Source organism: Parafrankia sp. EUN1f, from assembly GCF_000177675.1.
Taxonomy (GTDB): Bacteria; Actinomycetota; Actinomycetes; order Frankiales; family Frankiaceae; genus Parafrankia.
Map to the genome: position 1 here is coordinate 1 of NZ_ADGX01000136.1, position 22801 is coordinate 22801.

The window sequence follows — 22801 nt, forward strand, 5'->3', positions numbered from 1 at the left end:
CGCGGCGTCGGTGAGCAGCGGCACGCCCCGCGCCCGCAGCGCCTGCGCCACCTCGGCGACCGGCTGGACCGTGCCGACCTCGTGGTTGGCATGCTGTAGCGCCGCGACCGCCGTGTCCGGGCGGGCGTCGAGCGCGGCGGCGAAGGCGGCCGGCTCGACGCGGCCGAGCCGGTCCACCCCGATCGTCACGACCTCGCCGCCGGCACCTTCGTGGCGCTGGGCGGCGTGCAGGACGCTGGAGTGTTCCACGGCACTGACCACGACCACCCCGCCGGCCCGGCGGCGAGCCGCCGCGGTACCGAGAAGTGCCAGGTGGGCCGCGGCGGTGCCACTGGCCGTGAAGCTGATTTCGGGGGCGCGGGCACCCAGCACGCCGGCCACGGTCTCGCGGGCGGCATCGAGCAACATCCGCGCGCGACGCCCCTCGCGGTGGAGCCGGGCCGGGTCGGCCCATCCGTCGTCCATCGCGGCGAGCAGCGCTTCCCGGGCGACCGGATGCAGCGGCGTGGTCGACGCGTGGTCGAGGTAGGCCGGCACGAGAGTGACGCTACGCCCGTTGAGGGGCATCCGGGCGCCCCACCACAGCGGTGTCGCCGCATTCGTGCAGGGAACGGGAAAGCCTTTGCGGGGTGTCGTGAAGAAAGCAGATGGCGGATACCACCGCCGGGGGTCCGGTCGGGCCCCGCCGGCGGTCCGGATCAAGGGCACTCCGGCCTGTCCACGTTGCCCCGCGGGTCGTGTCTCACAGCTCCGGACGGGGCCTGCGGCGAGAAGCTCGACCGCTGCTGGGATACGCTGCTGCCGCACCATCTACAGCGTGTCGAAGACAGTCGGAAGACGAAGCAGCGAGGCCGGTTGGACCGGCCGGCCCGCGAAGCGTTTCTATGCGGTCGCGAGGCGGTGGCGGAACTTGCGATCCGTCCATCGCCGACGCGGCCGCTAGTCGTGGGAGGCAGGACCTGGTGAGGAGATCCTTCGGTCGGACCCGGCCGTCGCTCGCGGATGTCGAGGACACGCCGATGGCCCCGGCTGACACCGCTGACGCGGACGAGCCGGCGAGCCGTCGGGTTGGACACCGACGGCCGGCCCGGCGTCGCGCGGGAGCGCGCATGGGCGCCACGCTGGCGGCCGTAGGCCTGCTGGCGACCGCCTGCGACGTTCCCAACTTTGGATTCCCAGATGGTGTGACCAACCACACCCCGCGGATCCTGAACATGTGGCAGGGCTCGGTTATCGCCGCCCTGGCCGTCGGTGTGTTCGTATGGGCTCTGATCTTCTATGCGGTCATCGTGTTCCGGAAGCGCAGTGATGTCCTGCCGCGCCAGGTCCGGTACAACCTGCCCGTCGAGATCCTGTACACCGTCGTGCCAGTTGTGATCGTGGCGGGCCTCTTCTACTACACCGCTCGTGACGAGACCGAGATCACCAAGCTCTCGGACGACCCCGACGTCACGGTGAACGTGATCGGTTTCCGGTGGAACTGGCAGTTCCAGTACCTCGACACCGGCAAGACGCCGGGCACGAACCAGGTCGAGGTCACCGGCCGGCCCGGTGAGGCCCCGGTGCTGGTGCTGCCCGAGGGCCGGTCCGTCCGGTTCGTGCTCACGTCGCCGGACGTGATCCACTCGTTCTGGGTGCCCGAGTTCCTGTTCAAGCGGGACGTCGTCCCCGGGCGCGTCAACCAGTTCGAGCTCACCGCGACGAAGACCGGAACCTTTGTCGGTCGATGCGCCGAGCTGTGCGGTACCGACCATGACCGGATGACGTTCTACGTCAAGGTCGTGCCCGGTGCCGAGTACGACCGCTTCATCGAGGAACGGGAGACCGCCGCGATCAGCGCGGCACCGTCCTCCGGCGCCACCACCGGGAGTGTCCAGTGACCCTTCTGCACGAGTCGCCCGCCGGGCCGGCCGGGCACACTCACGACTCGGCGGACCCGAACTACAAGCCGCCGATCGCGAACCTGCTCGGCTACCTGCGGACGACGTCCCACAAAGACATCGCGATCATGTACTTCCTGACGTCGTTCGCGTTCTTCGTGATCGCCGGCATTCTCGCGATCTTCATCCGGGCGGAGCTTGCCCGCCCGGGCCTGCAGTACTTCTCGAACGAGCAGTACAACCAGTACTTCACCATGCACGGCACGCTCATGCTGCTGATGTTCGCGACGCCGCTGGCGTTCGCGTTCGCCAACTACCTGGTGCCGCTGCAGATCGGCTCGCCGGACGTCGCGTTCCCGCGGCTGAACGCGCTGTCCTACTGGCTGTTCCTGTTCGGCAGCCTCACCGTCTTCGCCGGGTTCGCGACCCCCGGTGGCGCGGCGTCGTTCGGCTGGTTCGCGTACGCGCCGCTGAGTAACGCGCAGTACTCGCCCGGCGTCGGCTCCGACCTGTGGGTTCTCGGCCTGACGGTGCAGGGTCTCGGCACCATCCTCGGCGCCGTCAACTTCATCACCACCATCCTGTGCCTGCGTGCCCCGGGCATGACGATGTTCCGGATGCCGATCTTCTGCTGGAACCTGCTGGTCACCTCAATCCTGGTGCTGGTCGCGTTCCCGGTGCTGGCGGCCGCGCTGCTGGCACTCGCCGCGGACCGAAGGTTCGGGGCCCACATCTTCGACGCCGAGAACGGCGGCGCGATGCTGTGGCAGCACCTGTTCTGGTTCTTCGGGCACCCCGAGGTCTACATCATCGCGCTGCCGTTCTTCGGGATCATCAGTGAGATCATCCCGGTGTTCTCCCGCAAGCCGCTGTTCGGCTACAAGGGCCTGGTGTTCGCCACCATCGGCATCGGTGCCCTGTCCGTCGCGGTCTGGGCGCACCACATGTTCGTCACCGGCGCCGTGCTGCTGCCCTTCTTCGCCTTCCTGTCGTTCCTGATCGCGGTGCCCACCGGCATCAAGTTCTTCAACTGGATCGGCACGATGTGGCGTGGGCAGCTCAGCTTCGAGGCTCCGATGCTCTTCGCGACCGGCTTCCTCGTGACGTTCCTGTTCGGTGGTCTCACCGGTGTGCTGCTGGCCAGCCCGCCGATCGACTTCCACGTGAGCGACAGCTACTTCGTGGTCGGGCACTTCCACTATGTCGTGGCCGGCCTCATGTTCGCCGCCTTCGCCGGCGTCTACTTCTGGTTCCCGAAGGTCACCGGCCGGATGATGAACGAGAAGCTGGCGAAGCTGCACTTCTGGTCGCTGTTCCTGGGCTTCAACGCGACCTTCCTGGTGTTCCACTGGCTGGGCACCGAGGGCATGCCGCGGCGGTTCGCCGACTACAGCCCGAATGACGGCTTCACCACGCTGAACACCGTCGCGACGGCCGGCTCGTTCCTGATGGGCCTCTCCACGTTGCCGCTGCTCTACAACCTGTGGTACTCCTACCGCAAGGGTCCGATCGCCGCGGCTGACGACCCGTGGGGGCACGCGAACTCGCTGGAGTGGGCCACCTCGTGCCCGCCGCCTCGGCACAACTTCCGGTCGCTGCCGCGTATCCGCTCCGAGCGCCCGGCCTTCGACGCACACCACCCAGGGGTCGTCGGGCACGCCACACCGGAACTCGGGCAGGGAGCCGCGCGATGAAGGTAGAAGGCTTCATCTTCAACTTCTTCGGCATCTTCGCCGGGGCGGCCGCGCTGGTCTACTGGTTCTGGGCGAAGGACCCGACCGGGACCGCCGCGCTCACCCTGTGCGCGGGGATGGGCTTCCTGATCGGCGGCTACCTGGTCTTCACCGGCCGCCGGATCGGTATGCGCCCGCAGGACCTGCCGGATGCGGAGATCGTCGACGGGGCGGGCGAGCTCGGGCATTTCACCCCGGGCAGCTACTACCCCTTCTTCCTCGCCGCGAGCGCGTCCGTGGCCGCGATGGGCCTTGCCTTCGGTATCTGGATGACCATCCTGGGTGGCGTGATGACGTTCGTCAGCGCCGTCTGCCTGGTCATGGAGAACTTCTGGCGCCCGCCGCTGCCTGAGGACTGATCCTTCTCCATCGTCAGACCGCGCAGGGGCCGCGGTCCCGGGGCAACCACCCCGGGACCGCGGCCCCTGTCGTTTTCCCGCGGGAGATCCGGAGCCGCGCCCGGCTCCGCCCAGGCGCGGAGGATTTTGGATGTTCCGGGGCCGGTGAGCCCGCCGCGGAATCCCGAGCTTCGGGCTGCCGCTGCCGCCAGTGTTTCCGTTGCTGAAGAGCAAGAAGTGAGGATTTTGGTCGATCGAACAACCAAAATCTTCACTTCTTGTCGACCGTCAGGTGACCCTGCGTGCCGGTTGCCCGTATTGGGGTGAATTGCTGGCGCCGCGCGGCGGCGCGGGGATCCCCGGTAGGCCGCTGTGCGGCGGCCAGGCGGCCGGTCAGCCCCGGGTTCTGGCCGCCTGCTGGCTCGCCTCGGCCCAGCGGCGCAGGGTCTCGGCGGCGGCACCCGAGTCGATGGACTCGGCGGCGCGGTCGAGCTGGCCGGCGATCTGCTCGGTGATGGGCGCGCCGGTCGGGCCGGCCGCCGAGACCAGCGCCGCCGCCGTGGCGAGCAGGACGGCGTCGCGCACCGGCCCGGTCTCCCCGCCGAGGATCGTGCGTACCACCGCCGCGTTGTACGTCGCATCGGCGCCGCGCAGGGCGGTCGCGTCCGGGGGAGTGATGCCGAGGTCGCGCGGGTCGAAACGGTCGCGGCGCACCTGTGACCGGGCCCCGGCTCCGGCACCGGGCTCGGCTCCACCGGAGCTGGCACCGAGCTCGGCTGCAGCGGCTCCGGCCGCGCCAGCGGCGGCGGTGGGGCCGCCGGGTTCCCCGGGCCGGCCGGCGCCGCCCGAGCCGGCTGCGGCCGGCATGGGTGCGTTCACGACCCAGACGGTGGACGGGGCGGCGGTGGTCAGCTCGTCCAGTCCGTCGTCGCCGCGGAAGACCAGGCCCCGCGTGCCCCGGTCGGCCAGGACGTCCGCGACGATCGGGGCGAGGCGTGCGTCGGCGACGCCGATCGTCTGCGCGCCGGGCCGGCCCGGGTTCGCCAGCGGCCCGAGGATGTTGAACGCCGTCTGCACCCCCAGTTCCTTGCGGGTGCTCCCCACGTACCGCATCGCCGGGTGGAAGACCGGGGCGAAGCAGAACGCGATTCCCGCCGCGGCCAGGCAGGCCTCGACACCGGCCGGCGGCAGGTCGATCACCACTCCGAGCTCGGCGAGGACGTCCGCCGAGCCGCTGGCCGAGGACGCGGCCCGGTTGCCGTGCTTGACGACGGTGACCCCGGCGCCGGCGGTGACGATCGCGGCCATGGTCGACAGGTTCACCGTGTTGGAGCGGTCACCGCCGGTGCCGCAGGTGTCGACGGCCGCCGCCCGCAGCTCCTCGGCGAGGGGGAGCGGCTCGGCGATGCTCAGCATCGTGCGGACCAGCCCGCCGATCTCCTGGGCGGTCTCACCCTTGGCCCGCAGCGCGACGATGAATCCCGCGACCTGGGCCGGTGTGGCCAGCCCGGCCATGATCTGCTCCATCGCCCACCCGGTCTGGTCGGCGGTGAGCGCCTGGCCGGCGAGCAGAATGCTGAGCAGGTCCGGCCAGTTCTCGGTGGCCGCTGTGCTCGTCATGACGAACACAGCCTAGTGCGCCCGGGTGTTGACCACCGGCCGACGCACGACCGTGCCGGCGGACCGGGCCCGCAGCAGCCGGACGACCTCGTCGGTGAGCGTGCCGGGGTCGACGGGGTGGCCCACGACCCCGTCCGCCTGCGACCAGGTCGCGAGCCAGCGGTCGTCGCGCCGGGCGACGAGCAGCAGGGTGGGCGGGCAGTCGGCGACCTCGTTCTTGAGCTGCCGGGACAGCCCCATGCCACCGGACGGGGTCGCCTCGGCGTCGAGGATGCAGAGGTCGGCCTCGCCGTGGTCGACGGCGTCGATGAGCGTCTCGGCGTCGGCCACCTCGACGAACTCGATCTCATCGAGGTCGGCTGCGGGGCGACGCCCGACCGCGGCCAGGACGCGCTCTCGGACGTCCGGCTTGCTCGCGTAGACGAGGACGGTGCTCATGGCGTCCACGGGCCTTTCTGGCGGGCGACCGCTGTGGCGGCGATCGGGAGGCGACTGCCGGTACCGGCACTGCGTGGGCACCGGTTGCCGGCGTCGGACCTCGGACGTCACGCCGAGAGGCCCCGGCCGTGGTGTCACGGGTCTCACCATCCCGGTATCCGTCCCGAAGGCTATCTGTTCGTGGGCCCTCGGTCGCGCACCCCATCCGGCACCGGACGCCGGGGGGCCGAACGGTACGGTCTTGGCCGTCCGGCGGACGTACTCGGCGGCGGGGGCGGATGGCCTGGAGTGGCCGGGCGATCCGGTCCGGTGAGGTTTGCCAGCAGGCCGCCCGAAGAGTGATACTGAGACTCGTTCTCAACGAGCCTTTTCTCTCGCGGACCCGGACTCGCGGCACCCGTGACCGTGCACCCCGAGAGAGGGAAAAGGGTCGAAAGTTTGTCCCAGCGCCTGCCCGGGCGGTCCTCTCCTCCGGGGCTGTGCGCGGGCGGGTGCCAACCGATGACGGGCGTGATCCATGCCGGAGCGAACCGAACTACGCCTCACCCCCCAGCGCGGTGCCGTGCTGGAGGTGCTGAAGGCCGCCGACGACCATCCCACGGCGGCCGAGGTCTACGAGCGCGTGCGGGTCGCTGCCCCTGGTATCGGCAGCGCCACGGTGTACCGCGCGCTCGCGTTGCTGGTGGCGACCGGGCACGCCCTTGAACTGAGCCTCGGGGACGGCACGGCCGCCAGGTACGACGCCAACACCAGCCGGCACGACCATGCCGTGTGTGAGCGGTGCGGTCGGGCCGCGGATATCGACCATCCCGTCCCGGACGGGATGGTGGCCGAGATCGCGCGCCGGTCCGGCTTCACGATCACCGGGTACGACCTGCAGTTCCGAGGGCTGTGCCCGGATTGTCAGACCACCGGCGCGGGCCAGGACCCGGGCCGGTGGGCGTAACAGAACACCCGAATCCTGTAACTGGAGGAGTTTCGCATGCCGAAGCTTGAAGGCACCAAGACCCACGAGAACCTCAAGGAGGCCTTCGCCGGCGAGAGCCAGGCCAACCGTCGTTACCTGTACTTCGCGCGCCGGGCCGACATCGAGGGCCTGACCGACGCCTCCGCCCTCTTCCGTGACACCGCCGAGGGCGAGACCGGCCACGCGTTCGGGCACATGGACTTCCTCGCAGAGGTCGGCGACCCGGCCACGGGTGAGCCGGTCGGCACCACCGCGAAGAACCTCGCGAGCGCCGTCGCCGGAGAGACCTACGAGTTCACCGCGATGTACCCGGGCTTCGCGAAGACCGCCCGCGAGGAGGGCTTCGAGGAGATCGCCGACTGGTTCGCGACTCTCGCGCGCGCCGAGAAGACCCACGCCGGCCGCTTCAAGAAGGCCCTCGACGCGGTGACCGCCGAGGAGACCGCGGACGCCTGATCGGCGCCCGCGCCTGCTGGCGCATCCGCTCGTCGCACGGAAGGGGGCGGGCGTCGGACGTCCGTGTCCGCCCCCGGCCGGCGGTGATCCGGTCCGCGCGGTGGTTCCCTGTCCAGGGTCACACCGTCCAGGGCCACATGCCCACCCGCACACGCCCACCCGACGGGGCAGGAGGTAGCACGATGGCGTTCACCACCGCCGACATCACGACGGACCATGGGTCCTATGCGGCGTCACGCAGCGAGGCCCGCGCCCGGATGATCCCGATCCGCAGCGAACGGCGGGTCCGCGTCGGCGACATCCTGCTGTTCGAGTTCGAGAACGCCCAGACCCTGCAGTACCAGGTGCAGGAGATGGTGTACACCGAGCGGCTCAGCGCGCCGGGCGAGGTCGCCCACGAGATCGACGTCTACTCGCGGCTGCTGCCCTCCAGCCATGTCCTCACCGCCACGATGTTCATCGAGCTCAACCAGCTCGACGCCGTGCGCGACGAGCTGCGCCGCCTGGACGGTGTCCAACGCCGGATCTCGCTGGAGATCGGCGGCGTGACCGTGCCCGCGGTCGAGATCCCGGGCATCGACGAGGACCCGGACTCCCCGAGCGAGACCGTCTCGGTGCACATGTTCCGGTTCCCGCTCACGGACGAGACCAGGGACGCCTTCCGCGATCCCGAGGTCCCCGCCGAGCTCGTGGTCGACCACCCGGCCTACAACGACTCGACCCCCATCACCGGCGCCACCCGCCGCAGCCTGATCGCCGACCTGGCGCTGCCGAGCAGCTGACCTGGCGCTGCCGAGCCGCGGACCGCTCCGCTGACCGCGCCGCGGCCGGTCATACCTTCGTGGCGGCGTCGGCACGGCTGCCCGTTCATCCCGGCCCGGGCCGGGTATGCGAGTCAGGACAGACTCGTTCCGGCCCGAGGGGAGCGGCTTCGTGACCGATGACCACGCCCGCCGCGACGATGACTTCAGCCAGCGCCTCAACCGGTACTTCAGCCAGCCCGGCGCGTCCGGCCACGGCGCGACGACGCGGGCCGGTGAGGCGCTGCACCGGCTGGCCCGCGATGAGGACGACTCCGCCGCGCTGGGCGCCCTCGCCACCTCCGACGTCCTCGTGCCGGACCTCAGCGACCCCGGGCGGGACAACGGCGACGCCCGGGTGGTGAAGCTCCCGGTCGCCGAGCAGCCGGACGGCAGCCAGTTCGTGCCGACGTTCACCTCGGAACAGCGGCTCACCGACGCCCTGCCCGGGGTCGGCCGGTACCGGCGGGTGCCGCTCGCGGCACTGCTGCGGATGTGGCCCTCCGACGATCTCATGCTCGCCGTCGACCCGGGTGCGGACGAGGGGATCACGTTCCCCGCGGAGGGCATCCGGGCACTCGTCGCACTCGCGGACTGAGCCGTCCGGGCCACCGTCGGCGCGCCGCGCCGCCATGGGTGAGGGACACAACAACTGGCGGGTCCCAAACCGGGCGCAAGGTGTGCGCGACACCTCATCATGTGCCAGAACCTGCGTATTAGCAGGCCTTTCGAGCGTGCTGCGCGCAGTTTTCGATCTTCGGCGGGCGGCTTCGGCGCGTCATCGACGCCCTGTAGTCCTACCGATTGTCGAACCTACGGTGGCGCGTGCGGCGTCACATGCCAGAATGACCGTCGTGGCCTCAGCCCCTGTCCTCGAGAAGGCTCCTCCAGCGCACCCGGCGGCCAACCGTCCCTCGATGGTCTCGGTCGGCACAGTGGTGTGGCTGTCGTCGGAGCTGATGTTCTTCGCGGCGCTGTTCGCGATGTACTACACGATCCGCTCGGTCAACAGCGGCAACTGGCCGCCGGTCACCGGCGACCCGGCCGGGTCCGAGATCGGCCCTGTGCACCTGCACGTCCCGTATGCACTCTTCTTCACGGTCATCCTGGTCCTGTCCAGCGTCACCTGCCAGCTGGGAGTCTTCGCCGCCGAGCGCGGCGACGTCTTCGGGCTGCGCCGCTGGTACCTCATCTCCCTGCTGATGGGAATCGTCTTCGTCGGCGGGCAGGCCTGGGAGTACTTCAAGGAGAACGAGTTCACCCTGGCGTCGCACGGCTACGGGTCGGTGTACTACCTGACCACCGGGTTCCACGGGCTGCACGTGATCGGTGGGCTGGTCGCCTTCGTTCTGGTGCTGGCCAGGTCGACCTACGGGCGCTTCACGCCTGAGAAGGCGACGTCAGCCATCGTCGTGTCGTACTACTGGCACTTCGTCGACGTCGTCTGGATCGCCCTGTTCGCCACCATCTACCTCCTCCAGTGAGCGACATGACCACATCCAAGGCATCCGAATCCGCGGCGTCATCGTCCGCGGGCGCGACCGGCAGACCCCGGCTCGTCTCGGCCAGGTTCGGTCGACGCTCCCGGTCCGCCTCCGCGCGCCGCCGTCGGCGGTCGTCGTCCATCGTCCTGCTCTTCGGCCTGCTGGCCACGGGGGTGCTGTGGACGGTGCTCGCTCCCGGTGGCAACGCGGCGGACACTGCGAGCGCGAACGAAGCCGTGCGCCAGGGCAAGCTCCTCTACTCGCAGGGCTGCGCAACCTGCCACGGCCTGAACGCCCAGGGTTCCACCGAGGGCCCGAGCCTGATCGGCGTGGGCGCGGCCGCGGTGGACTTCCAGGTGTCGACCGGGCGCATGCCGCTCGCCGCGCCCGCCGCGCAGGCCGACCGCAAGGACCCGCTCTACTCGCAGACGCAGATCGACCAGCTCGCGGCCTACATCCAGTCGCTCGGCGGTGGCCCTGAGAAGCCCAACCTGACGGATGAGGACCTCAACGACGCCGATCTCGCCGAGGGCGGTGAGCTGTTCCTGACGAACTGCGCGCAGTGCCACCAGGCCGCCGGCGCCGGTGCGCCGCTGACCTACGGCAAGTTCGCGCCGTCGCTCAGCCAGGCCACCCCCGACCAGGTCGTCGAGGCGATGCGGACCGGCCCGGAGTCCATGCCGGTGTTCGGGTCCGGTCAGATCACCGATGAGGAGGCCGTCGCGGTCGCCGCGTACGTCCGCCACCTCCAGGACACGCCGGCTCCCGGCGGTTCGTCGCTCGGCAAGTACGGCCCCGTCCCCGAGGGTCTGGTCGCGATCGTGATCGGTCTGGGCGCGCTGCTCGGCGTCTGCCTCTGGATCGGCGCGAGGCAGAAGCTGTGAGCGCGAACCAGGGTCCGACCGGGCCGGAGTCCGGTGCCGATGCCGGCGGCGAGCTGCCACCAGACTCGCCGCAGCGTCGTATGCACTACGCCGGCTATCAGGGAGAGTCGGCCGACAAATCAGACCAGGACTCGATGAGCAGCGTTTTCAAGCGGACGAAGCACCCGGTCGACACGTCCGGGCATCCCAAGGACCCCGCCGACCCCCGAGCCGGTGGCCCGGACGTCCCCGCTGGGGGACATGACGGCCCCGAGGTGCTCGGCACACCCCCGCACCCGACCGACTCCTCCGGTGCCCCGCAGACGTCGGTCATGCGATCCGGCGGTGCCGCCACCGCGACGGTGCAGGGCGCAGGCGGTGGCGGCGGCGGGGGGATCACTCCCCGCGCGCCGCACTCCGCGGAGTACGACCGGCGTGCCTCGCGGCGCGCCGAGCGGCTCATCGCCTTCTGGTTCACCATCTCGATCGTCGGCACCGTCGGTTTCATCGTCACCAACTTCGTCGGTGACAAGCACGAGCAGTACTACACGCCCGCGATGGGCACCGCGCTCGGGCTCGCGATCGGTGGCCTCGGGGTCGGCATGATCCTGTGGGCCAAGCGCCTCATGCCGCACGAGCACGCGGTCCAGGAGCGGCACGAGTTCACCTCCTCGCAGGAGGAGATCGCCCTCACCGAGGAGGAGGTCGCCCTCGGCTTCGCCGACTCCGGCCTCGCCAAGTACCCGCTGCTGCGGCGCAGCCTGCTGGCGGCCGGGACGATCCTCGGTGGTCTGGTCGTCGTGCCGCTGCTGAACCTGACCAACAGCAAGCCCGGCAAGAAGCTCGACCACACCCACTGGGTCAAGGGCGCCCGTCTGGTCAACCTGCAGGGTCGCTACGTCAAGATCGGTGACATTTCGATCGGCGGTATCGAGACGGTGCTCCCGGCCATCCCGGTGAAGGAGGCCGACGGCAGCATCTCCTACGAGCCCAAGCTGGACGTCCACACCAAGGCGGACAGCACCACGATCCTCATCCGCCTCGAGCCCGGCGTGAACAAGCCGCGCCCGGGCCGCGAGGACTGGGCCGTGGACGGGCACGTCGCCTACTCGAAGATCTGCACCCACGCCGGGTGCCCCGTCAGCCTCTACGAGCAGCAGACGCACCACCTGCTGTGCCCCTGCCACCAGTCGGTGTTCAACGTGCCTGACGGGTGCCGGGCGATCTTCGGGCCGGCGAGCCGCTCGCTGCCGCAGCTCGCCATCGCGGTGGATGACGAGGGCTACTTCATCGCCCGCAACGGCGACTACACCGAGCCCGTCGGCGCCGCGTTCTGGGAGCGCTCATGACCACCGCATCCGCACCCACGCCGAAGTTCCAGAAGCGGCCCACGCCGGCACGCGCGGTCAACCGGGCCATCGACGAGCGGTTCGGGACCCAGAGCGCGATCCGCCGGAACTTCAACAAGGTGTTCCCGGACCACTGGTCCTTCCTCATCGGTGAGATCGCGCTCTACAGCTTCGTCGTCCTGCTGCTCACCGGTATCTACCTGACCCTCTTCTTCGACCCGTCGAACGTCGAGGTCATCTACAACGGCTCGTACGTCCCGCTCAAGGGCGTGGAGATGAGCCGGGCGTACGCGTCGACGCTGGACATCAGCTTCGACACCCGCGCCGGGCTGGTGTTCCGCCAGATCCACCACTGGGCGGCGCTGGTCTTCGTCGCGTCGATCATCGCGCACATGATGCGGGTGTTCTTCACCGGCGCCTACCGCAAGCCGCGCGAGGTCAACTGGCTGATCGGCATCGGCCTGCTGGCGCTGGGCCTGGTCGAGGGCTTCGCCGGCTACTCGCTGCCGGACGACCTGCTCTCCGGCACCGGTCTGCGGATCGCGGCCTCGATCGCCCAGTCCATCCCGGTCATCGGGACCTGGACGTCGTTCCTGGTGTTCAACGGGGAGTTCCCGGGTGAGAACTTCATCCCGCGGCTCTACGTGGTGCACATCCTGCTCGTGCCGGGCATTCTGCTCGCCCTGATCGGCGCGCACATGGGCATCCTGTGGCACCAGAAGCACACCGACTTCCCCGGCCCGGGCAAGACCGAGCACAACGTGGTCGGTCACCGGGTCTTCCCGGTCTTCGCGGTGAAGTCCGGTGGCTTCTTCATGCTGACCTTCGCGGTGCTCGCGCTGCTCGGTGGTCTCGCCCAGATCAACCCGATCTGGACGTTCGGGCCGTACGACCCGGCCAAGGTCAGCTCGGCGTCCCAGCCCGACTGGTACATCGGCTTCCTGGACGGTTCGACCCGGCTCATGCCGCCGTGGGAGTTCCGCGGGCTCGGGCACACGATTCCGGCGGTCCTGTGGCCGACGGCGGTGCTGCCCGGCATCCTGTTCACGCTGGCGGCGCTCTGGCCGTTCCTGGAGGCGAAGTTCACCGGGGACAAGGAGTCGCACAACCTGCTGCAGCGCCCGCGGGAGGCCCCGACCCGCACCGCGATCGGTGCGATGAGCCTCAGCTTCTACCTGGTGCTGTGGATCTCCGGTGGCAACGACATCATCGCCCACACGTTCAGCATCTCGCTGAACACGATGACCTGGGCGGGCCGGATCGGGCTCATCGTGGTCCCGCCGATCGCCTATGTCATCACCAAGAAGCTGTGCATCTCGCTGAACGAGCGGGATCACGAGATCGACCACCACGGCATCGAGACCGGCATCATCCGCCAGCTCGCCAACGGCGAGTTCGTGGAGGACCACCGGCCGAAGCCGCCGCCGGTCTCGGACTACCCGCAGGTTCCGACCGACCGGATCCCGGTGGCGATCGGGGCCGGCGAGGGCGAGCACGGCAAGGGCCTGGTGCGCCGCGCCGGCGCGGCCGTCGGTGGCTTCTTCACCGAGGAGTCCGAGAAGCCGGCGGCTCCGGGCACGGGTTCCCACGGGGGCGGTGGCCAGACCAAGCACTGACCGCCGCGTATCGCGGAGCTCCGCGCAGTTGTTCGCGCGCGGAGCTCCGGCGCCTGGAGGAGCCGAAGACCCGCCGAGGCCTGCGAAGGGCCGCCCCACGTCGTATGACGAGGGGCGGCCCTTCGTCATGTCGGGGGCCTGCTTCCGCCTGGTTGCCGCCGTGGTCAGGTTGCGTACCGCAGCGCGGCACGGATCGCCCCCTGCGCTGGCCAGCTCCATTCCCCCTCCAGGCGGACGAGCCGGACGCCCGGTGCGGCGAGCCAGCGCCCGATCCGCTCCGTCTCCTCGACCAGAGCACACGGCGTCGGCCCCGGTGCGGGGCGGACGGTCTCCGCGGTCGCGACGACCGCGTCGACCCAGGGCCTCGGGTCCACACCCCGTGCCACCGTCGCCGCGGAGACGAGCCGGCCGTGGCGGATCACCGAGAGATCCCACCCGGCGTCGGCGGTCGGTGCCGCGGCGACCATCTCAGGGATGCCGGTCAGCGCGGCGAGGCGCTGCCGGCGCGCGGCGGTGCGCAGATAGCCCGCGAGCCGGTCGCGGACCTCGGCGGCCTGCTCATACCGCTGCTCGGCCGCCAGCCGCGCGATGTGCGCCTCCAGCGACTCCTGGACGGCCCCCGGATCGCCGCTCATCGCCTCCCGGGCGGCGCCCACCACCTCGGCGTACTCCGCGACGCCCTGCCGGCCGTCGCAGGGCGCCCCGCACCGGCCCAGCTCGGCCAGCGCGCAGGCGGCCGTCGGCCGGCTCGGTGACAGCCGGGCCGAGCACTGGCGCAGTGGCACCGCGGCCAGCAGGGCGATCTCGGCCTCCTGCGCGGCCTGGGTGCTGCCGAAGGGGCCCAGGTAGGTCACGCCGTCGCCGACGGAGCGCACCCGGGAAAGCCGGGGGAACAGCTCGTCGGTGAGGCGCAGGTAGACCGCCCGCTCCGGATGGCGGGACCGGCGGTTGAACGGGGGCTTGTGCTCGGCGATCAGCCGGAGCTCGCGCACCTCGGCCTCCAGCGCGTGCGCGCACCCGATCGCGTCGACCCGCTCGGCGAGCGCGACCATCTGGGCCATCCGGCTGCGCGGCTCACTGGCGGTGAAATAGGTCCGCACCCTGGAGCGCACCGACCGGGACGTGCCGACGTAGAGCGGCCGGTCGGCGCCGTCGCGGAACACGTAGACGCCGGGGCCGGTCGGCAGGTCGTCGGCGAGGTGGCGCTTGCGCCGCTGGGCGGGGGAGACCCGCGCGCTGTACTCCCGCACGTCCTCCAACGTGGTGACGCCCAGGTTGCCCAGCCGCTCGAACAGCCCGTGCAGGACGGCGACGGTGGCCCGCGCGTCGGCCAGGGCCCGGTGGTTCGGCTCGGTCGGGCTGCCGAACAGCGTGGCCAGCGATGCCAGGCGGCAGTTCGGGGCTTCGTCCCGGGTGACCACCCGGCGTGCGATGAGCACCGTGTCGAGATGCTCCCAGGCCGGGACGGGATAGCCGCACGCCTGCGCCGCCGCGCGCAGGAAGCCGAGGTCGAAGGCGGCGTTGTGGGCGACGAGCACCGCCCCGCGGGAGAACTCCAGGAAGGTCGGCACGACCTCGTCGAGGGTCGGCGCGGTGGCCAGCATGCTGTCGGTGATCCCGGTGAGGACCGACACCACCGGGGGGATCGGCGTGGACGCCCGGACCAGGGACGACATCTCGCCCAGGACCTGCCCGCCGCGGACCTTCACCGCGCCGATCTCGGTGATCTCGGACGTCGCCGGGGAACCACCGGTGGTCTCCAGGTCGACGACGACGAAGGTCAGGTCGGACAGCGGGCGGCCGAGATCGGCGAGACTCGCCTGGCGCGGAGCTGCACCGGAACGGGCAGGAACAGGGCACACGGCCACACCCTAGGCGGCGGGTACGACAGGTCTCGCCAGGGCCTGTCCCGGGCATCGGGCACGGCTGCGCCGGGAATCGCCGGGGTCGGGAGGGGCTGTCCCGGGCCTCAGGAGAACGGGCGGGCGAACGCCGTGGGCCCGGCGTTCATCACGCGGAACTCGTTGCCCTCCGGATCGCGCAGCACATAGCCGGTCTCGCCGTGCGACTCGTACCGGGACAGCTTGCGGGCTCCCAGCGTGGCCAGCCAGCCGACCACCCGCTCGGCGTCGGCGGCGAACAGCTCCAGGTGCAGGCGGTTGGGGTCCTCGTCCTGAGCTGTGTCGTGCTCGTCGCGCCGGGCGCCGCGGCGCCCCGGCCAGCGCACGGACCGTTGCCTGGCCCGCTGCCGGAGCAGGAGCTTGGGCCCGGCTCCCGCGGGGTGGTGCAGCAGGGCGGCGTCACGTGCCTGCTCCGACACCTCGTAGCCCAGAGCCGCGGACCAGAAGCGGACCATCGTGCCCACATCGCTACAGTCGACACTGATTCGACCGACCTTGATGCCGTTCGTCTCAAACCTGGCCACCTGAAGCATCATTCCGCATGGCCGGGCAAGTTGGTGCACTGGTGGGGATCCGGCGTGTCCTACTCGTGGGTACAGTGTGCGCATTTGCCGTTTTGTAACAAAAGTGCAATTTGGGCACGCTCGTCGTGTCGCGGCGAGCGTGCCGTGGCGGCGATCTCGGTAGGGTCCCGCTATGGCCAGTGTCTTCACGCGGATCATCAACGGCGAGCTGCCCGGTCGCATCGTCTACTCGGACGAGGTCTCGGTCGCCTTCCTCTCGATCGCGCCGGTCCGCCCCGGTCACACGCTCGTGGTGCCCCGGCTGGAGATCGACCACTGGATCGACCTGCCCGACGAGGTGGTGCGCTCCGTGTGGTCCGCCGCGGCCACGATCGGGCGGGCGATGGACGCGGCGTTCAAGCCGCGCCGGGTGGCCGCGATCATCGCGGGCCTGGAGGTTCCGCACACCCACGTGCACCTGATCCCCATCGAGTCGGAGGCGCAGCTGAGCTTCGCGCTCGCCGACCGGGACCCCGACCCGGCCCTGATGGACGACGCGGCCGAGCGGCTGCGCACGGCGCTCGCGGCGCAGGGCCACAGCCAGCCCTGATCATTCGCCGGCGGCGGCTGGAAGAGCAGAAAATCCTGGTCGCTATGGCGACCAGGATCCTCAGGCCTTGTTCGGTGGCCGGCGCACCGACGGTGGAGTCGGTGCGCCGACGGTCAGGTCAGAGCTGGAACTTCGCGGGCTGTACCGCGAACAGCGGCTCCCAGTTGAGCGTGAAGTGGCCGAGGGGCGCGTCGATGAGCACGAACCCGGTGACCTTCTGGCCGGCCTTGACGTTGCTGGTGTAGAGCTTCGGCACGAGCGAGCTGAACTCGCCGTCGTACCGGCTGCCGTCCGTGGTCTGGATGTAGAAGTCGTCGGGAGCGGCCGAGATGTCGCCCGCGCTGACCTCCACGGTCACGTTCAGGACGTAGAAGGCTCCCTGGACGGGCGGGTCGCCGTACTCCTCGACCCTCGCCGTCGAGGTGCAGACCGAGTTCAGCGTGGCCTTGGCGTCGAAGGTGCTGTACGAGGACGTGCCCTTGCCGGTGACCGACGACGAGCCACCCAGCCCGGCCACGCCCGCGGGCGGGTTGGCGGGGGTGAGCGGCGTGCAGCCCCCGGGCGCGGACGGCTGCGGCGCGGTGGCACCACCTGCTGGCGGGACAGCGCCCGGTGCGGCGGCACCGCCGGGCGCCGCGCCAGCGCTCGCCGCGAGGCTGGGCAGCGTGACCGTGCCGGGAGTGGACGCCGCGACGGTCTGGTCGGAGTCATCGCCGCCGCCCTTGGTGGCGAAGGCGATGACCAGGCCCAGGACGACCGCGGCGACAACCGCCAGCGGAACGATGATCACCGCGGGGTTGCGCCGCCGCGCTGCCGGCGTGGGTCCCGCGGGCTGGGGCCACTGTCCCGGCTGCTCCTGGAACTGCCCGGGCCCGGGCTGCGCCGACGGCGGGCCCTGCGGCGGGTAGCCCTGGTAGTTGGCCTGCGCGTACTGGTCGGGCGCGCCCTGGAAGCCAGCCGGTGGGTACTGGCCGGGCTGACCCTGGTAGTCGGCCGGTGGGTACTGGCCGGGGTAGCCGCCGGGCTGCGGCCAGCCGCCGGCCGGCACGCCCTGCTGCGCCTGCCCGGCGGGCTGCTGCCAGCCGGTGGCGGGCGGTGCCTGCTGGCCCCAGGGCGTGTCAGAGCTCTGCGGTGGCCACTGCTGCTGTGGCTGCGACTGCCCGGCCCCCGGCCACGAGCTTTCCGGGGTGGGACCGGCTGCGGGCGGCGCCCCCCAGGCGCCGGCGGGCGGTGGCGACGGCCAGCCGCCCTCCTGACCGGGAGCCGGGGTGCCACCTCCCCACTGCGGCACCGGCGCGGGCGGAGGTGTCGCACCGGCGTTGGCCGCCGGGCTTCCAGCGCCTGCCGGCTGTTGCCACGAGGTGCTGGGGGCCCGCTGGGTCTCCTGGTTGTCCAGGCCGGGAGCAGGCTGGCCGGGTGGGTTCTGGTCGGTCACACAGGTCCTCTCGACGGCCGCCGTCGCGCGTCCAACGAGGCGGAGCACAAATAACCACGGCGAGGTTACATAAGACGTATATCAACGCGGACAATGGGCCTCTTTTCCGTCCTTAGCGGCCTTGGTGAAGCGGTTGCTGCTCCGGTCGGGACACGGAGGGACCGCGCTCGGCGCACTCTGGACGCACAATGCCGCCCGTTTTCTGGCCGGACTCGTCGCCGTTTGCGTCTGGCGCGTTGCGTTCACGGCCGGCCCCATTGCTGATCGCCGCGCACTGTTGTTCCTGCACGCCGTTCGGTGAGGGGTGTCGTTCGGTACGTGTTCCCGCGGCGCGGGTGGGCGTCGATCCGGGTGGGCAGGCAGGTCAGGGTGGGCGGGGAGGTCGGGGCGGGCAGGTAGGCCAGGGTGGACGGGCGGGCGGCGGACGGGCAGGCGAGGGTGGACCGGCAGGGAGCAACGGGGGGCCGGCCGCGGCCGAGCAGGTCACGGTCGGGGAAGCGCGGAGATACCGGCAGTGGCCGGGCGACCTCAGGCGTCGGGGAGGCGTGGGTGCACCGACCGATACTCTGGACCGTCGCTGTCGTCGTTCGTTCCGGAGTCCCCGTGCCCGTGGAATCGCCTCGTGCGTCAGACCGGCTGCGGGTGGTCGGCGTCCCGACCCGTGGCGTGTCTGAGCCGGGGGGCCTGCGGCGATTCGTGCTGGCTTCTTCTCCAGCCGGACAAGTCGGGCAATCCCGGCGAGTCGGAGCTGTCGGATGAACGACACGCTGCCCGCGGATGTGCGAGCGCAGGTTGTCGCCTACGCCGCCGACACGCTGGCCGACCTCGCGGAGTCGGTCGTCCCGCCGAGCCTGCTCGCCGTGCGCCGCTTCAAGCCGTCACGACGAGCCCGTCTCGGTGCCGTGCCGCTGGCCTCAGCCATGGAGAACGACGCCCATTTCCGGGGCCGGGTGGCGGACTGGGTGCGTCGGACGAACCCGGACCTCGTCGCCGCTGTGACGGCCCCGGACGGTCCGCCGCCGGCCGCGCCGCCCGCTCAGGTGGCGGCCATCGCTTACATTTTGCGGACCGCGGAGTGGGCGGTGCTCGTGGAGGAGGCGGCCCGATCCTCGGCGCAGGAGGTCACCTCGGCGCGGATCGACGCGGCGGCGCAGGAGATCCGCCGCCTCGAGGAACAGGTCGAGGCAGTCCGGCGGCTGGCGCGCGCCGAGCAGGAGCAGTTGCGGGGCCAGCTCGAGCAGGCCCGGGCGGAGGTGGAGGAGGGTCGTCGCCGCCTGCGGGCCTCCGCCGATCGGGTGCGGCGGGCCGAGGTGACGGCGCGGGAGATCAGCCTGGCCGCGGAGGCGGCACGGGACGCCGCGTTGCAGACCGCCCGGGAGGCCGAGGCCGAGGCGAGGCGGCTGCGGGCGAAGATCGGCGACCTGGAGGCCGCGGCCTCCGCGACCCGCCGCGACAACCGGGAATCGCGCAGCATGGACGAGGCGCGGCTACGGGTGCTGCTCGACACGCTGATGGCCGCGGCGAACGGCGTCCGGCGGGAGCTGTCGTTGCCGACGACCGTCGCGCGGCCGGCCGACCTGCTCGTGCGCTCCGAAAGCGGCGGCCGGGCCTTCGACCCGTTCTCCGGCGTCGGCGGGCGGGGGCGCACCGAGGACGACCCCACCATCATCGACGACGTCCTGGCGATTCCAGGCCTGCATCTGATCATCGACGGGTACAACGTCACCAAGCGCGGCTACGGCAGCCTGACGTTGCAGGCGCAGCGGGCGCGGCTGCTGGCCGGTCTCGGGGCACTCGCGGGCCGGTCGCCGGACACGGAGGTGACGGTGGTCTTCGACGCGACGGCTGTCCTCGCCCGCCCGGTCGGCGTGGCCATGCCGCGTGGCGTGCGGGTTGTGTTCAGCCAGGCCGGCGAGCTCGCCGACGACGAGATCCGGCGTCTCGTGCGGGCCGAGCCGCAGGGTCGCCCGGTCGCGATCGTGACGTCCGATCGCGAGGTCGCGGACAACTGCGCGGCCCTGGGGGCGCGCACGGTCTCCTCGGACGCCCTGCTCTCCCGCCTGGACCGCTGACGCCGCCGAGAACCGACGCCGCGCCGAGAACCGACGCCGCCGAGAACCGACGCCGAAAACTGTCGTACCCCCGCTCTAGCGTGACACCTGTCGAACTGGTGTCCGATTTCGGCGTGGTCGCGAGGCCGGTGCGGGCTGGCCGGTGCGGGCCGGCGCCGTGAGGGCGAGAGGTGAGCACGATGCTGATCGACTGCGACACGTGCACGGCGCAGAAGGCCGCCTGCGAGGGCTGTGTGATGACGATCCTGCTGGCCACGCCGAGTGGGGCGCGGGAGTGGGATGACGACGAGCGCCGGGCGCTGGCGGTGCTGGCCGCCGGCGGCCTGATTCGCATGCCGCGCGGCTTCGAGGCGGCCTGATCCTTTCCGGGCGTGTCACCCCGCGGTCGTCCGGTTTCTGGCTGATGTCCGCGGAGGCGCGGCGGGCAGGTCAACGGTCCGAACGGCAGCGATCCGTGTGCGGATGGATGCCTGGTGTCGTCGGGCTGGGTGAAGTTCAGACGCCGGATGAGAAGTAGCGCGTCCCACGCGGCCCCTGGCACGGGTGATGCGGGAGCATGACCGCGTGCGGGTGCTCACGGTGACCAACGATTTTCCGCCCCGTCCGGGCGGAATCCAGGCGTATGTGCACAACTTCGCCTCGCGCCTTCCGCCGGACGAGGTCGTCGTGTACGCACCGGCCTGGCGCGGAGCCGCCGAGTTCGACGCGGCGGCGCCCTTCCCCGTCATCCGGCATCCGACGTCCCTGATGTTGCCCACACCGGATGTGCTACGCCGTGCCCGGGAGATCGCCCGGGCCGAGAAGTGCGACACCCTGTGGTTCGGTGCGGCCGCGCCGCTCGGCCTGCTGGGCTCCCGGCTGCGCCGCGAGATCGACGCCCGGCGGGTGGTCGCGAGCACCCACGGCCACGAGGTGGGCTGGGCGGCGTTGCCCGGGCCGCGGCAGTTACTGCGGCGGATCGGGTCGACCACCGACGTCGTCACCTATCTCACCGACTACACCCGGGCGCGCCTCGCGCCGGCTCTCGGTGCGCGCCCTGACCTCGCCCGGCTGCCCAGCGGGGTTGATCCCGCGCTGTTCCGCCCGGGGGAGGGCCGGGACGAGATCCGCCGCCGCTACCAGCTCGACGGTCGTCCGGTGGTCGTGTGCGTGAGCCGGCTGGTGCCTCGCAAGGGTCAGGACATGCTGATCAGGGCGCTGCCGGCGTTGCGTCGCCGGGTCCCGGGCACCGCGCTGCTGCTCGTCGGTGGCGGGCCGTACCGGCAGGAGCTCGCCCGGCTCATCCGTGAGAACGACGTGGCCGACCATGTGGTGCTGACCGGTTCGGTGCCCTGGGAGGAGCTGCCGGCCCACTACGCGGCCGGCGACGTGTTCGCGATGCCGTGCCGAAACCGGCGGGCCGGGCTGGAGGTCGAGGGGCTGGGCATCGTCTACCTGGAGGCGTCGGCGACGGGCCTGCCGGTCGTCGCCGGGCGCAGCGGGGGTGCCCCCGACGCGGTCCTCGACCAGCGCACCGGAGTCGTCGTCGACGGCCGGGATCTGCGCGGGCTGGTCCGCGCGGTCGGTGATCTCCTGGCCGACCCGGACCGGGCCCGGTCGATGGGCACGGCGGGGCGCGCGTGGGTCGAGTTGCGCTGGCGATGGGACGTCCTGGCGAGCCAGCTGCATGAGCTGCTGCTCGCCTGAACAGGCGTCCAGCCCGGCCGAGCCCACCGCCCGGCCGAGCCCACCGCCCGGCCGGGCTGGCCGTCGGCCCGGGTGGCCGGGCGCCCGGGCGGTCGGCCAGTCGGTCGTGCGGCGTCAGGTGGTGACGCGGGGCGTCGCGTAGATGGCTTCCACCGTGTCCGCGAAGCGCTCCATCACCACGTTGCGCTTCACCTTGAGGCTGGGGGTCAGCTCGCCGCCGGCGATGGTGAAGTCGTACGGGAGGATCACGAACTTCTTGATCGCCTCGGCGTGGGAGACCGTGGCGTTCGCGGCGTCCACGGCCTGCTGGATCTCGGCCACCAGCGTGGGGTCGTTCGCGAGGTCGCTGGGGGTGGCGGTCGCCGGGCGCCCGTTGGTCTTGAGCCAGGTGGCGAACGCCTCGGGGTCCAGGGTGATGAGGGCGGCGATGAACGGCCGCTGGTCGCCGACGAGCATCGCCTGCCCGACCAGCGGGTGCTGGCCGATCCGCTGCTCCAGCGGTGCCGGGGCGACGTTCTTGCCGCCGGCGGTCACCAGGATCTCCTTCTTCCGGCCGGTGATCCGCAGATGCCCCGTCTCGTCGAGCGAGCCGAGGTCACCGGTGCGCAGGAAGCCGTCGGAGTCCAGCGCCTCCTTGCCGGCGGTCTCGTTGTTCCGGTAGCCGCTGAGCACCAGGTCGCCGCGCAGCAGCACCTCGCCGTCGTCGGCGATGCGGACCGTGACCCCGGGCAGCGGGAGGCCCACCGTGCCGATCTTCAGCGACTCCGGCCGGTTCACCGTGGCCGCGGCGGTGGACTCGGTCAGGCCGTAGCCCTCCAGGATGAGGAAGCCGATGCCGCGGAAGAAGTGGCAGAGGTGAACGTTCAGCGGAGCACCGCCGCTGATCCCGTGGGTGATGTTGCCGCCCAGGGCGGACCGCAGCTTGCCGTAGACGAGCCGGTTGAACAGCGCGTGCCTCAGCCGCAGCGCGAGGCCCGGGCCGCCCTGGTCGAGGGCGCGGCTGTAGGCGACCGCGGTGGCCTCGGCCGCGTCGAAGATGCGGCCCTTGCC

At 71.4% G+C, this 22801-nt stretch carries 22 protein-coding genes; 15 read left to right on the forward strand and 7 right to left on the reverse strand.

The features are described 5' to 3' along the window. Positions 1–537, reverse strand: a 537-nt coding sequence (locus FREUN1FDRAFT_RS29465; protein WP_035954326.1) for an aminotransferase class V-fold PLP-dependent enzyme, incomplete at its 3' end; no start/stop codon positions are given. A 482-nt stretch (positions 538–1019) separates the two neighbouring features. On the opposite strand from FREUN1FDRAFT_RS29465, the gene coxB reads away from it, so the two are divergent. From coxB to FREUN1FDRAFT_RS29480, 3 genes are read left to right on the forward strand one after another with little or no spacing between them, the layout of a single operon-like run. Continuing rightward, positions 1020–1880, forward strand: a complete 861-nt coding sequence (gene coxB, locus FREUN1FDRAFT_RS29470; protein WP_050796092.1) for a cytochrome c oxidase subunit II — start codon at positions 1020–1022, stop codon at positions 1878–1880. Next, on the forward strand, positions 1877–3574 hold the full coding sequence (gene ctaD, locus FREUN1FDRAFT_RS29475) for a cytochrome c oxidase subunit I (RefSeq protein ID WP_006543961.1): 1698 nt from the start codon (positions 1877–1879) through the stop codon (positions 3572–3574). Before coxB ends, ctaD begins: the two co-directional genes overlap by 4 nt. Next, positions 3571–3972 (forward strand): cytochrome c oxidase subunit 4, encoded by a 402-nt coding sequence (locus FREUN1FDRAFT_RS29480; protein WP_006543962.1) that lies wholly within the window; start codon positions 3571–3573, stop codon positions 3970–3972. The genes ctaD and FREUN1FDRAFT_RS29480 overlap by 4 nt, the downstream gene beginning before the upstream one ends. A 372-nt stretch (positions 3973–4344) precedes the next feature. Here FREUN1FDRAFT_RS29480 and trpD read toward each other — a convergent pair whose 3' ends face one another. Together trpD and FREUN1FDRAFT_RS29490 are read right to left on the reverse strand one after the other, a co-directional pair. Beyond that, positions 4345–5571 (reverse strand): anthranilate phosphoribosyltransferase, encoded by a 1227-nt coding sequence (gene trpD / locus FREUN1FDRAFT_RS29485; protein WP_006543963.1) that lies wholly within the window; start codon positions 5569–5571, stop codon positions 4345–4347. A 12-nt stretch (positions 5572–5583) separates the two neighbouring features. Then, positions 5584–6009 carry a hypothetical protein gene (locus FREUN1FDRAFT_RS29490; protein WP_006543964.1) on the reverse strand — a complete coding sequence of 142 codons (426 nt, stop codon included), beginning with the start codon at positions 6007–6009 and terminating at the stop codon, positions 5584–5586. A gap of 517 nt (positions 6010–6526) precedes the next feature. On the opposite strand from FREUN1FDRAFT_RS29490, the gene FREUN1FDRAFT_RS29495 reads away from it, so the two are divergent. The 8 genes from FREUN1FDRAFT_RS29495 (at position 6527) to FREUN1FDRAFT_RS29530 (ending at position 13544) form a co-directional block, all read left to right on the forward strand. Further along, positions 6527–6955 carry a Fur family transcriptional regulator gene (locus FREUN1FDRAFT_RS29495; protein ID WP_006543965.1) on the forward strand — a complete coding sequence of 143 codons (429 nt, stop codon included), beginning with the start codon at positions 6527–6529 and terminating at the stop codon, positions 6953–6955. Positions 6956–6991: 36 nt separating this feature from the next. Further along, complete coding sequence (locus FREUN1FDRAFT_RS29500) at positions 6992–7432, forward strand: rubrerythrin family protein (protein WP_006543966.1); 441 nt, start codon at positions 6992–6994, stop codon at positions 7430–7432. 182 nt (positions 7433–7614) lie between these two features. Further along, positions 7615–8214, forward strand: coding sequence for a DUF3501 family protein (locus FREUN1FDRAFT_RS29505; RefSeq protein WP_006543967.1), 600 nt, complete (start codon positions 7615–7617; stop codon positions 8212–8214). Between the two features lie 151 nt (positions 8215–8365). Further along, positions 8366–8830, forward strand: coding sequence for an SseB family protein (locus tag FREUN1FDRAFT_RS29510; protein WP_232295472.1), 465 nt, complete (start codon positions 8366–8368; stop codon positions 8828–8830). Between the two features lie 247 nt (positions 8831–9077). Continuing rightward, complete coding sequence (locus FREUN1FDRAFT_RS29515) at positions 9078–9716, forward strand: heme-copper oxidase subunit III (RefSeq protein WP_006543969.1); 639 nt, start codon at positions 9078–9080, stop codon at positions 9714–9716. A 5-nt stretch (positions 9717–9721) separates the two neighbouring features. After that, on the forward strand, positions 9722–10600 hold the full coding sequence (locus tag FREUN1FDRAFT_RS29520; RefSeq protein ID WP_006543970.1) for a c-type cytochrome: 879 nt from the start codon (positions 9722–9724) through the stop codon (positions 10598–10600). Then, positions 10597–11928, forward strand: coding sequence for a ubiquinol-cytochrome c reductase iron-sulfur subunit (locus FREUN1FDRAFT_RS29525; protein WP_006543971.1), 1332 nt, complete (start codon positions 10597–10599; stop codon positions 11926–11928). Before FREUN1FDRAFT_RS29520 ends, FREUN1FDRAFT_RS29525 begins: the two co-directional genes overlap by 4 nt. Next, entirely contained in the window at positions 11925–13544 is a 1620-nt protein-coding gene (locus FREUN1FDRAFT_RS29530; protein WP_006543972.1) for a ubiquinol-cytochrome c reductase cytochrome b subunit, read from the forward strand. Before FREUN1FDRAFT_RS29525 ends, FREUN1FDRAFT_RS29530 begins: the two co-directional genes overlap by 4 nt. A 164-nt stretch (positions 13545–13708) precedes the next feature. On the opposite strand, the gene FREUN1FDRAFT_RS29535 is transcribed toward FREUN1FDRAFT_RS29530, so the two are convergent. Next, the gene (locus FREUN1FDRAFT_RS29535; RefSeq protein ID WP_006543973.1) at positions 13709–15406 is read right to left on the reverse strand and encodes a DEDD exonuclease domain-containing protein; all 1698 of its coding nucleotides are present in this window, start codon (positions 15404–15406) and stop codon (positions 13709–13711) included. A gap of 107 nt (positions 15407–15513) precedes the next feature. Then, on the reverse strand, positions 15514–15981 hold the full coding sequence (locus tag FREUN1FDRAFT_RS29540) for a VOC family protein (RefSeq protein WP_006543974.1): 468 nt from the start codon (positions 15979–15981) through the stop codon (positions 15514–15516). Positions 15982–16141: 160 nt separating this feature from the next. Between FREUN1FDRAFT_RS29540 and FREUN1FDRAFT_RS29545 the strand changes: the two genes are divergently transcribed. Next, the gene (locus tag FREUN1FDRAFT_RS29545) at positions 16142–16558 is read left to right on the forward strand and encodes an HIT family protein (RefSeq protein ID WP_006543975.1); all 417 of its coding nucleotides are present in this window, start codon (positions 16142–16144) and stop codon (positions 16556–16558) included. 118 nt (positions 16559–16676) lie between these two features. Here FREUN1FDRAFT_RS29545 and FREUN1FDRAFT_RS29550 read toward each other — a convergent pair whose 3' ends face one another. Further along, positions 16677–17993, reverse strand: a complete 1317-nt coding sequence (locus FREUN1FDRAFT_RS29550; RefSeq protein WP_006543976.1) for a DUF4352 domain-containing protein — start codon at positions 17991–17993, stop codon at positions 16677–16679. A 755-nt stretch (positions 17994–18748) separates the two neighbouring features. Between FREUN1FDRAFT_RS29550 and FREUN1FDRAFT_RS29555 the strand changes: the two genes are divergently transcribed. The 3 genes from FREUN1FDRAFT_RS29555 (at position 18749) to FREUN1FDRAFT_RS29565 (ending at position 21751) form a co-directional block, all read left to right on the forward strand. Further along, a complete protein-coding gene (locus FREUN1FDRAFT_RS29555; protein WP_006543977.1) occupies positions 18749–20065 on the forward strand; it encodes an NYN domain-containing protein in 1317 nt (438 codons plus the stop codon). 179 nt (positions 20066–20244) lie between these two features. After that, positions 20245–20424, forward strand: coding sequence for a hypothetical protein (locus tag FREUN1FDRAFT_RS29560; protein WP_006543978.1), 180 nt, complete (start codon positions 20245–20247; stop codon positions 20422–20424). Between the two features lie 205 nt (positions 20425–20629). After that, on the forward strand, positions 20630–21751 hold the full coding sequence (locus tag FREUN1FDRAFT_RS29565; protein WP_006543979.1) for a glycosyltransferase family 4 protein: 1122 nt from the start codon (positions 20630–20632) through the stop codon (positions 21749–21751). Positions 21752–21865: 114 nt separating this feature from the next. Here the strand turns inward: FREUN1FDRAFT_RS29565 and FREUN1FDRAFT_RS29570 are convergent. Then, a partial coding sequence (locus FREUN1FDRAFT_RS29570; RefSeq protein ID WP_006543980.1) for a long-chain fatty acid--CoA ligase occupies positions 21866–22801 on the reverse strand: 936 nt, incomplete at its 5' end.

Bases quoted from the DNA above. Each gene is read 5' to 3' on its own strand.
- coxB (WP_050796092.1), top strand. From the start codon at position 1,020: ATGGCCCCGGCTGACACCGCTGACGCGGACGAGCCGGCGAGCCGTCGG.
- FREUN1FDRAFT_RS29480 (WP_006543962.1), top strand. From the start codon at position 3,571: ATGAAGGTAGAAGGCTTCATCTTCAACTTCTTCGGCATCTTCGCCGGG.
- trpD (WP_006543963.1), bottom strand. From the start codon at position 5,571: ATGACGAGCACAGCGGCCACCGAGAACTGGCCGGACCTGCTCAGCATT.
- FREUN1FDRAFT_RS29490 (WP_006543964.1), bottom strand. From the start codon at position 6,009: ATGAGCACCGTCCTCGTCTACGCGAGCAAGCCGGACGTCCGAGAGCGC.
- FREUN1FDRAFT_RS29495 (WP_006543965.1), top strand. From the start codon at position 6,527: ATGCCGGAGCGAACCGAACTACGCCTCACCCCCCAGCGCGGTGCCGTG.
- FREUN1FDRAFT_RS29500 (WP_006543966.1), top strand. From the start codon at position 6,992: ATGCCGAAGCTTGAAGGCACCAAGACCCACGAGAACCTCAAGGAGGCC.
- FREUN1FDRAFT_RS29505 (WP_006543967.1), top strand. From the start codon at position 7,615: ATGGCGTTCACCACCGCCGACATCACGACGGACCATGGGTCCTATGCG.
- FREUN1FDRAFT_RS29515 (WP_006543969.1), top strand. From the start codon at position 9,078: ATGACCGTCGTGGCCTCAGCCCCTGTCCTCGAGAAGGCTCCTCCAGCG.
- FREUN1FDRAFT_RS29520 (WP_006543970.1), top strand. From the start codon at position 9,722: ATGACCACATCCAAGGCATCCGAATCCGCGGCGTCATCGTCCGCGGGC.
- FREUN1FDRAFT_RS29530 (WP_006543972.1), top strand. From the start codon at position 11,925: ATGACCACCGCATCCGCACCCACGCCGAAGTTCCAGAAGCGGCCCACG.
- FREUN1FDRAFT_RS29540 (WP_006543974.1), bottom strand. From the start codon at position 15,981: ATGATGCTTCAGGTGGCCAGGTTTGAGACGAACGGCATCAAGGTCGGT.
- FREUN1FDRAFT_RS29545 (WP_006543975.1), top strand. From the start codon at position 16,142: ATGGCCAGTGTCTTCACGCGGATCATCAACGGCGAGCTGCCCGGTCGC.
- FREUN1FDRAFT_RS29555 (WP_006543977.1), top strand. From the start codon at position 18,749: ATGAACGACACGCTGCCCGCGGATGTGCGAGCGCAGGTTGTCGCCTAC.
- FREUN1FDRAFT_RS29560 (WP_006543978.1), top strand. From the start codon at position 20,245: ATGCTGATCGACTGCGACACGTGCACGGCGCAGAAGGCCGCCTGCGAG.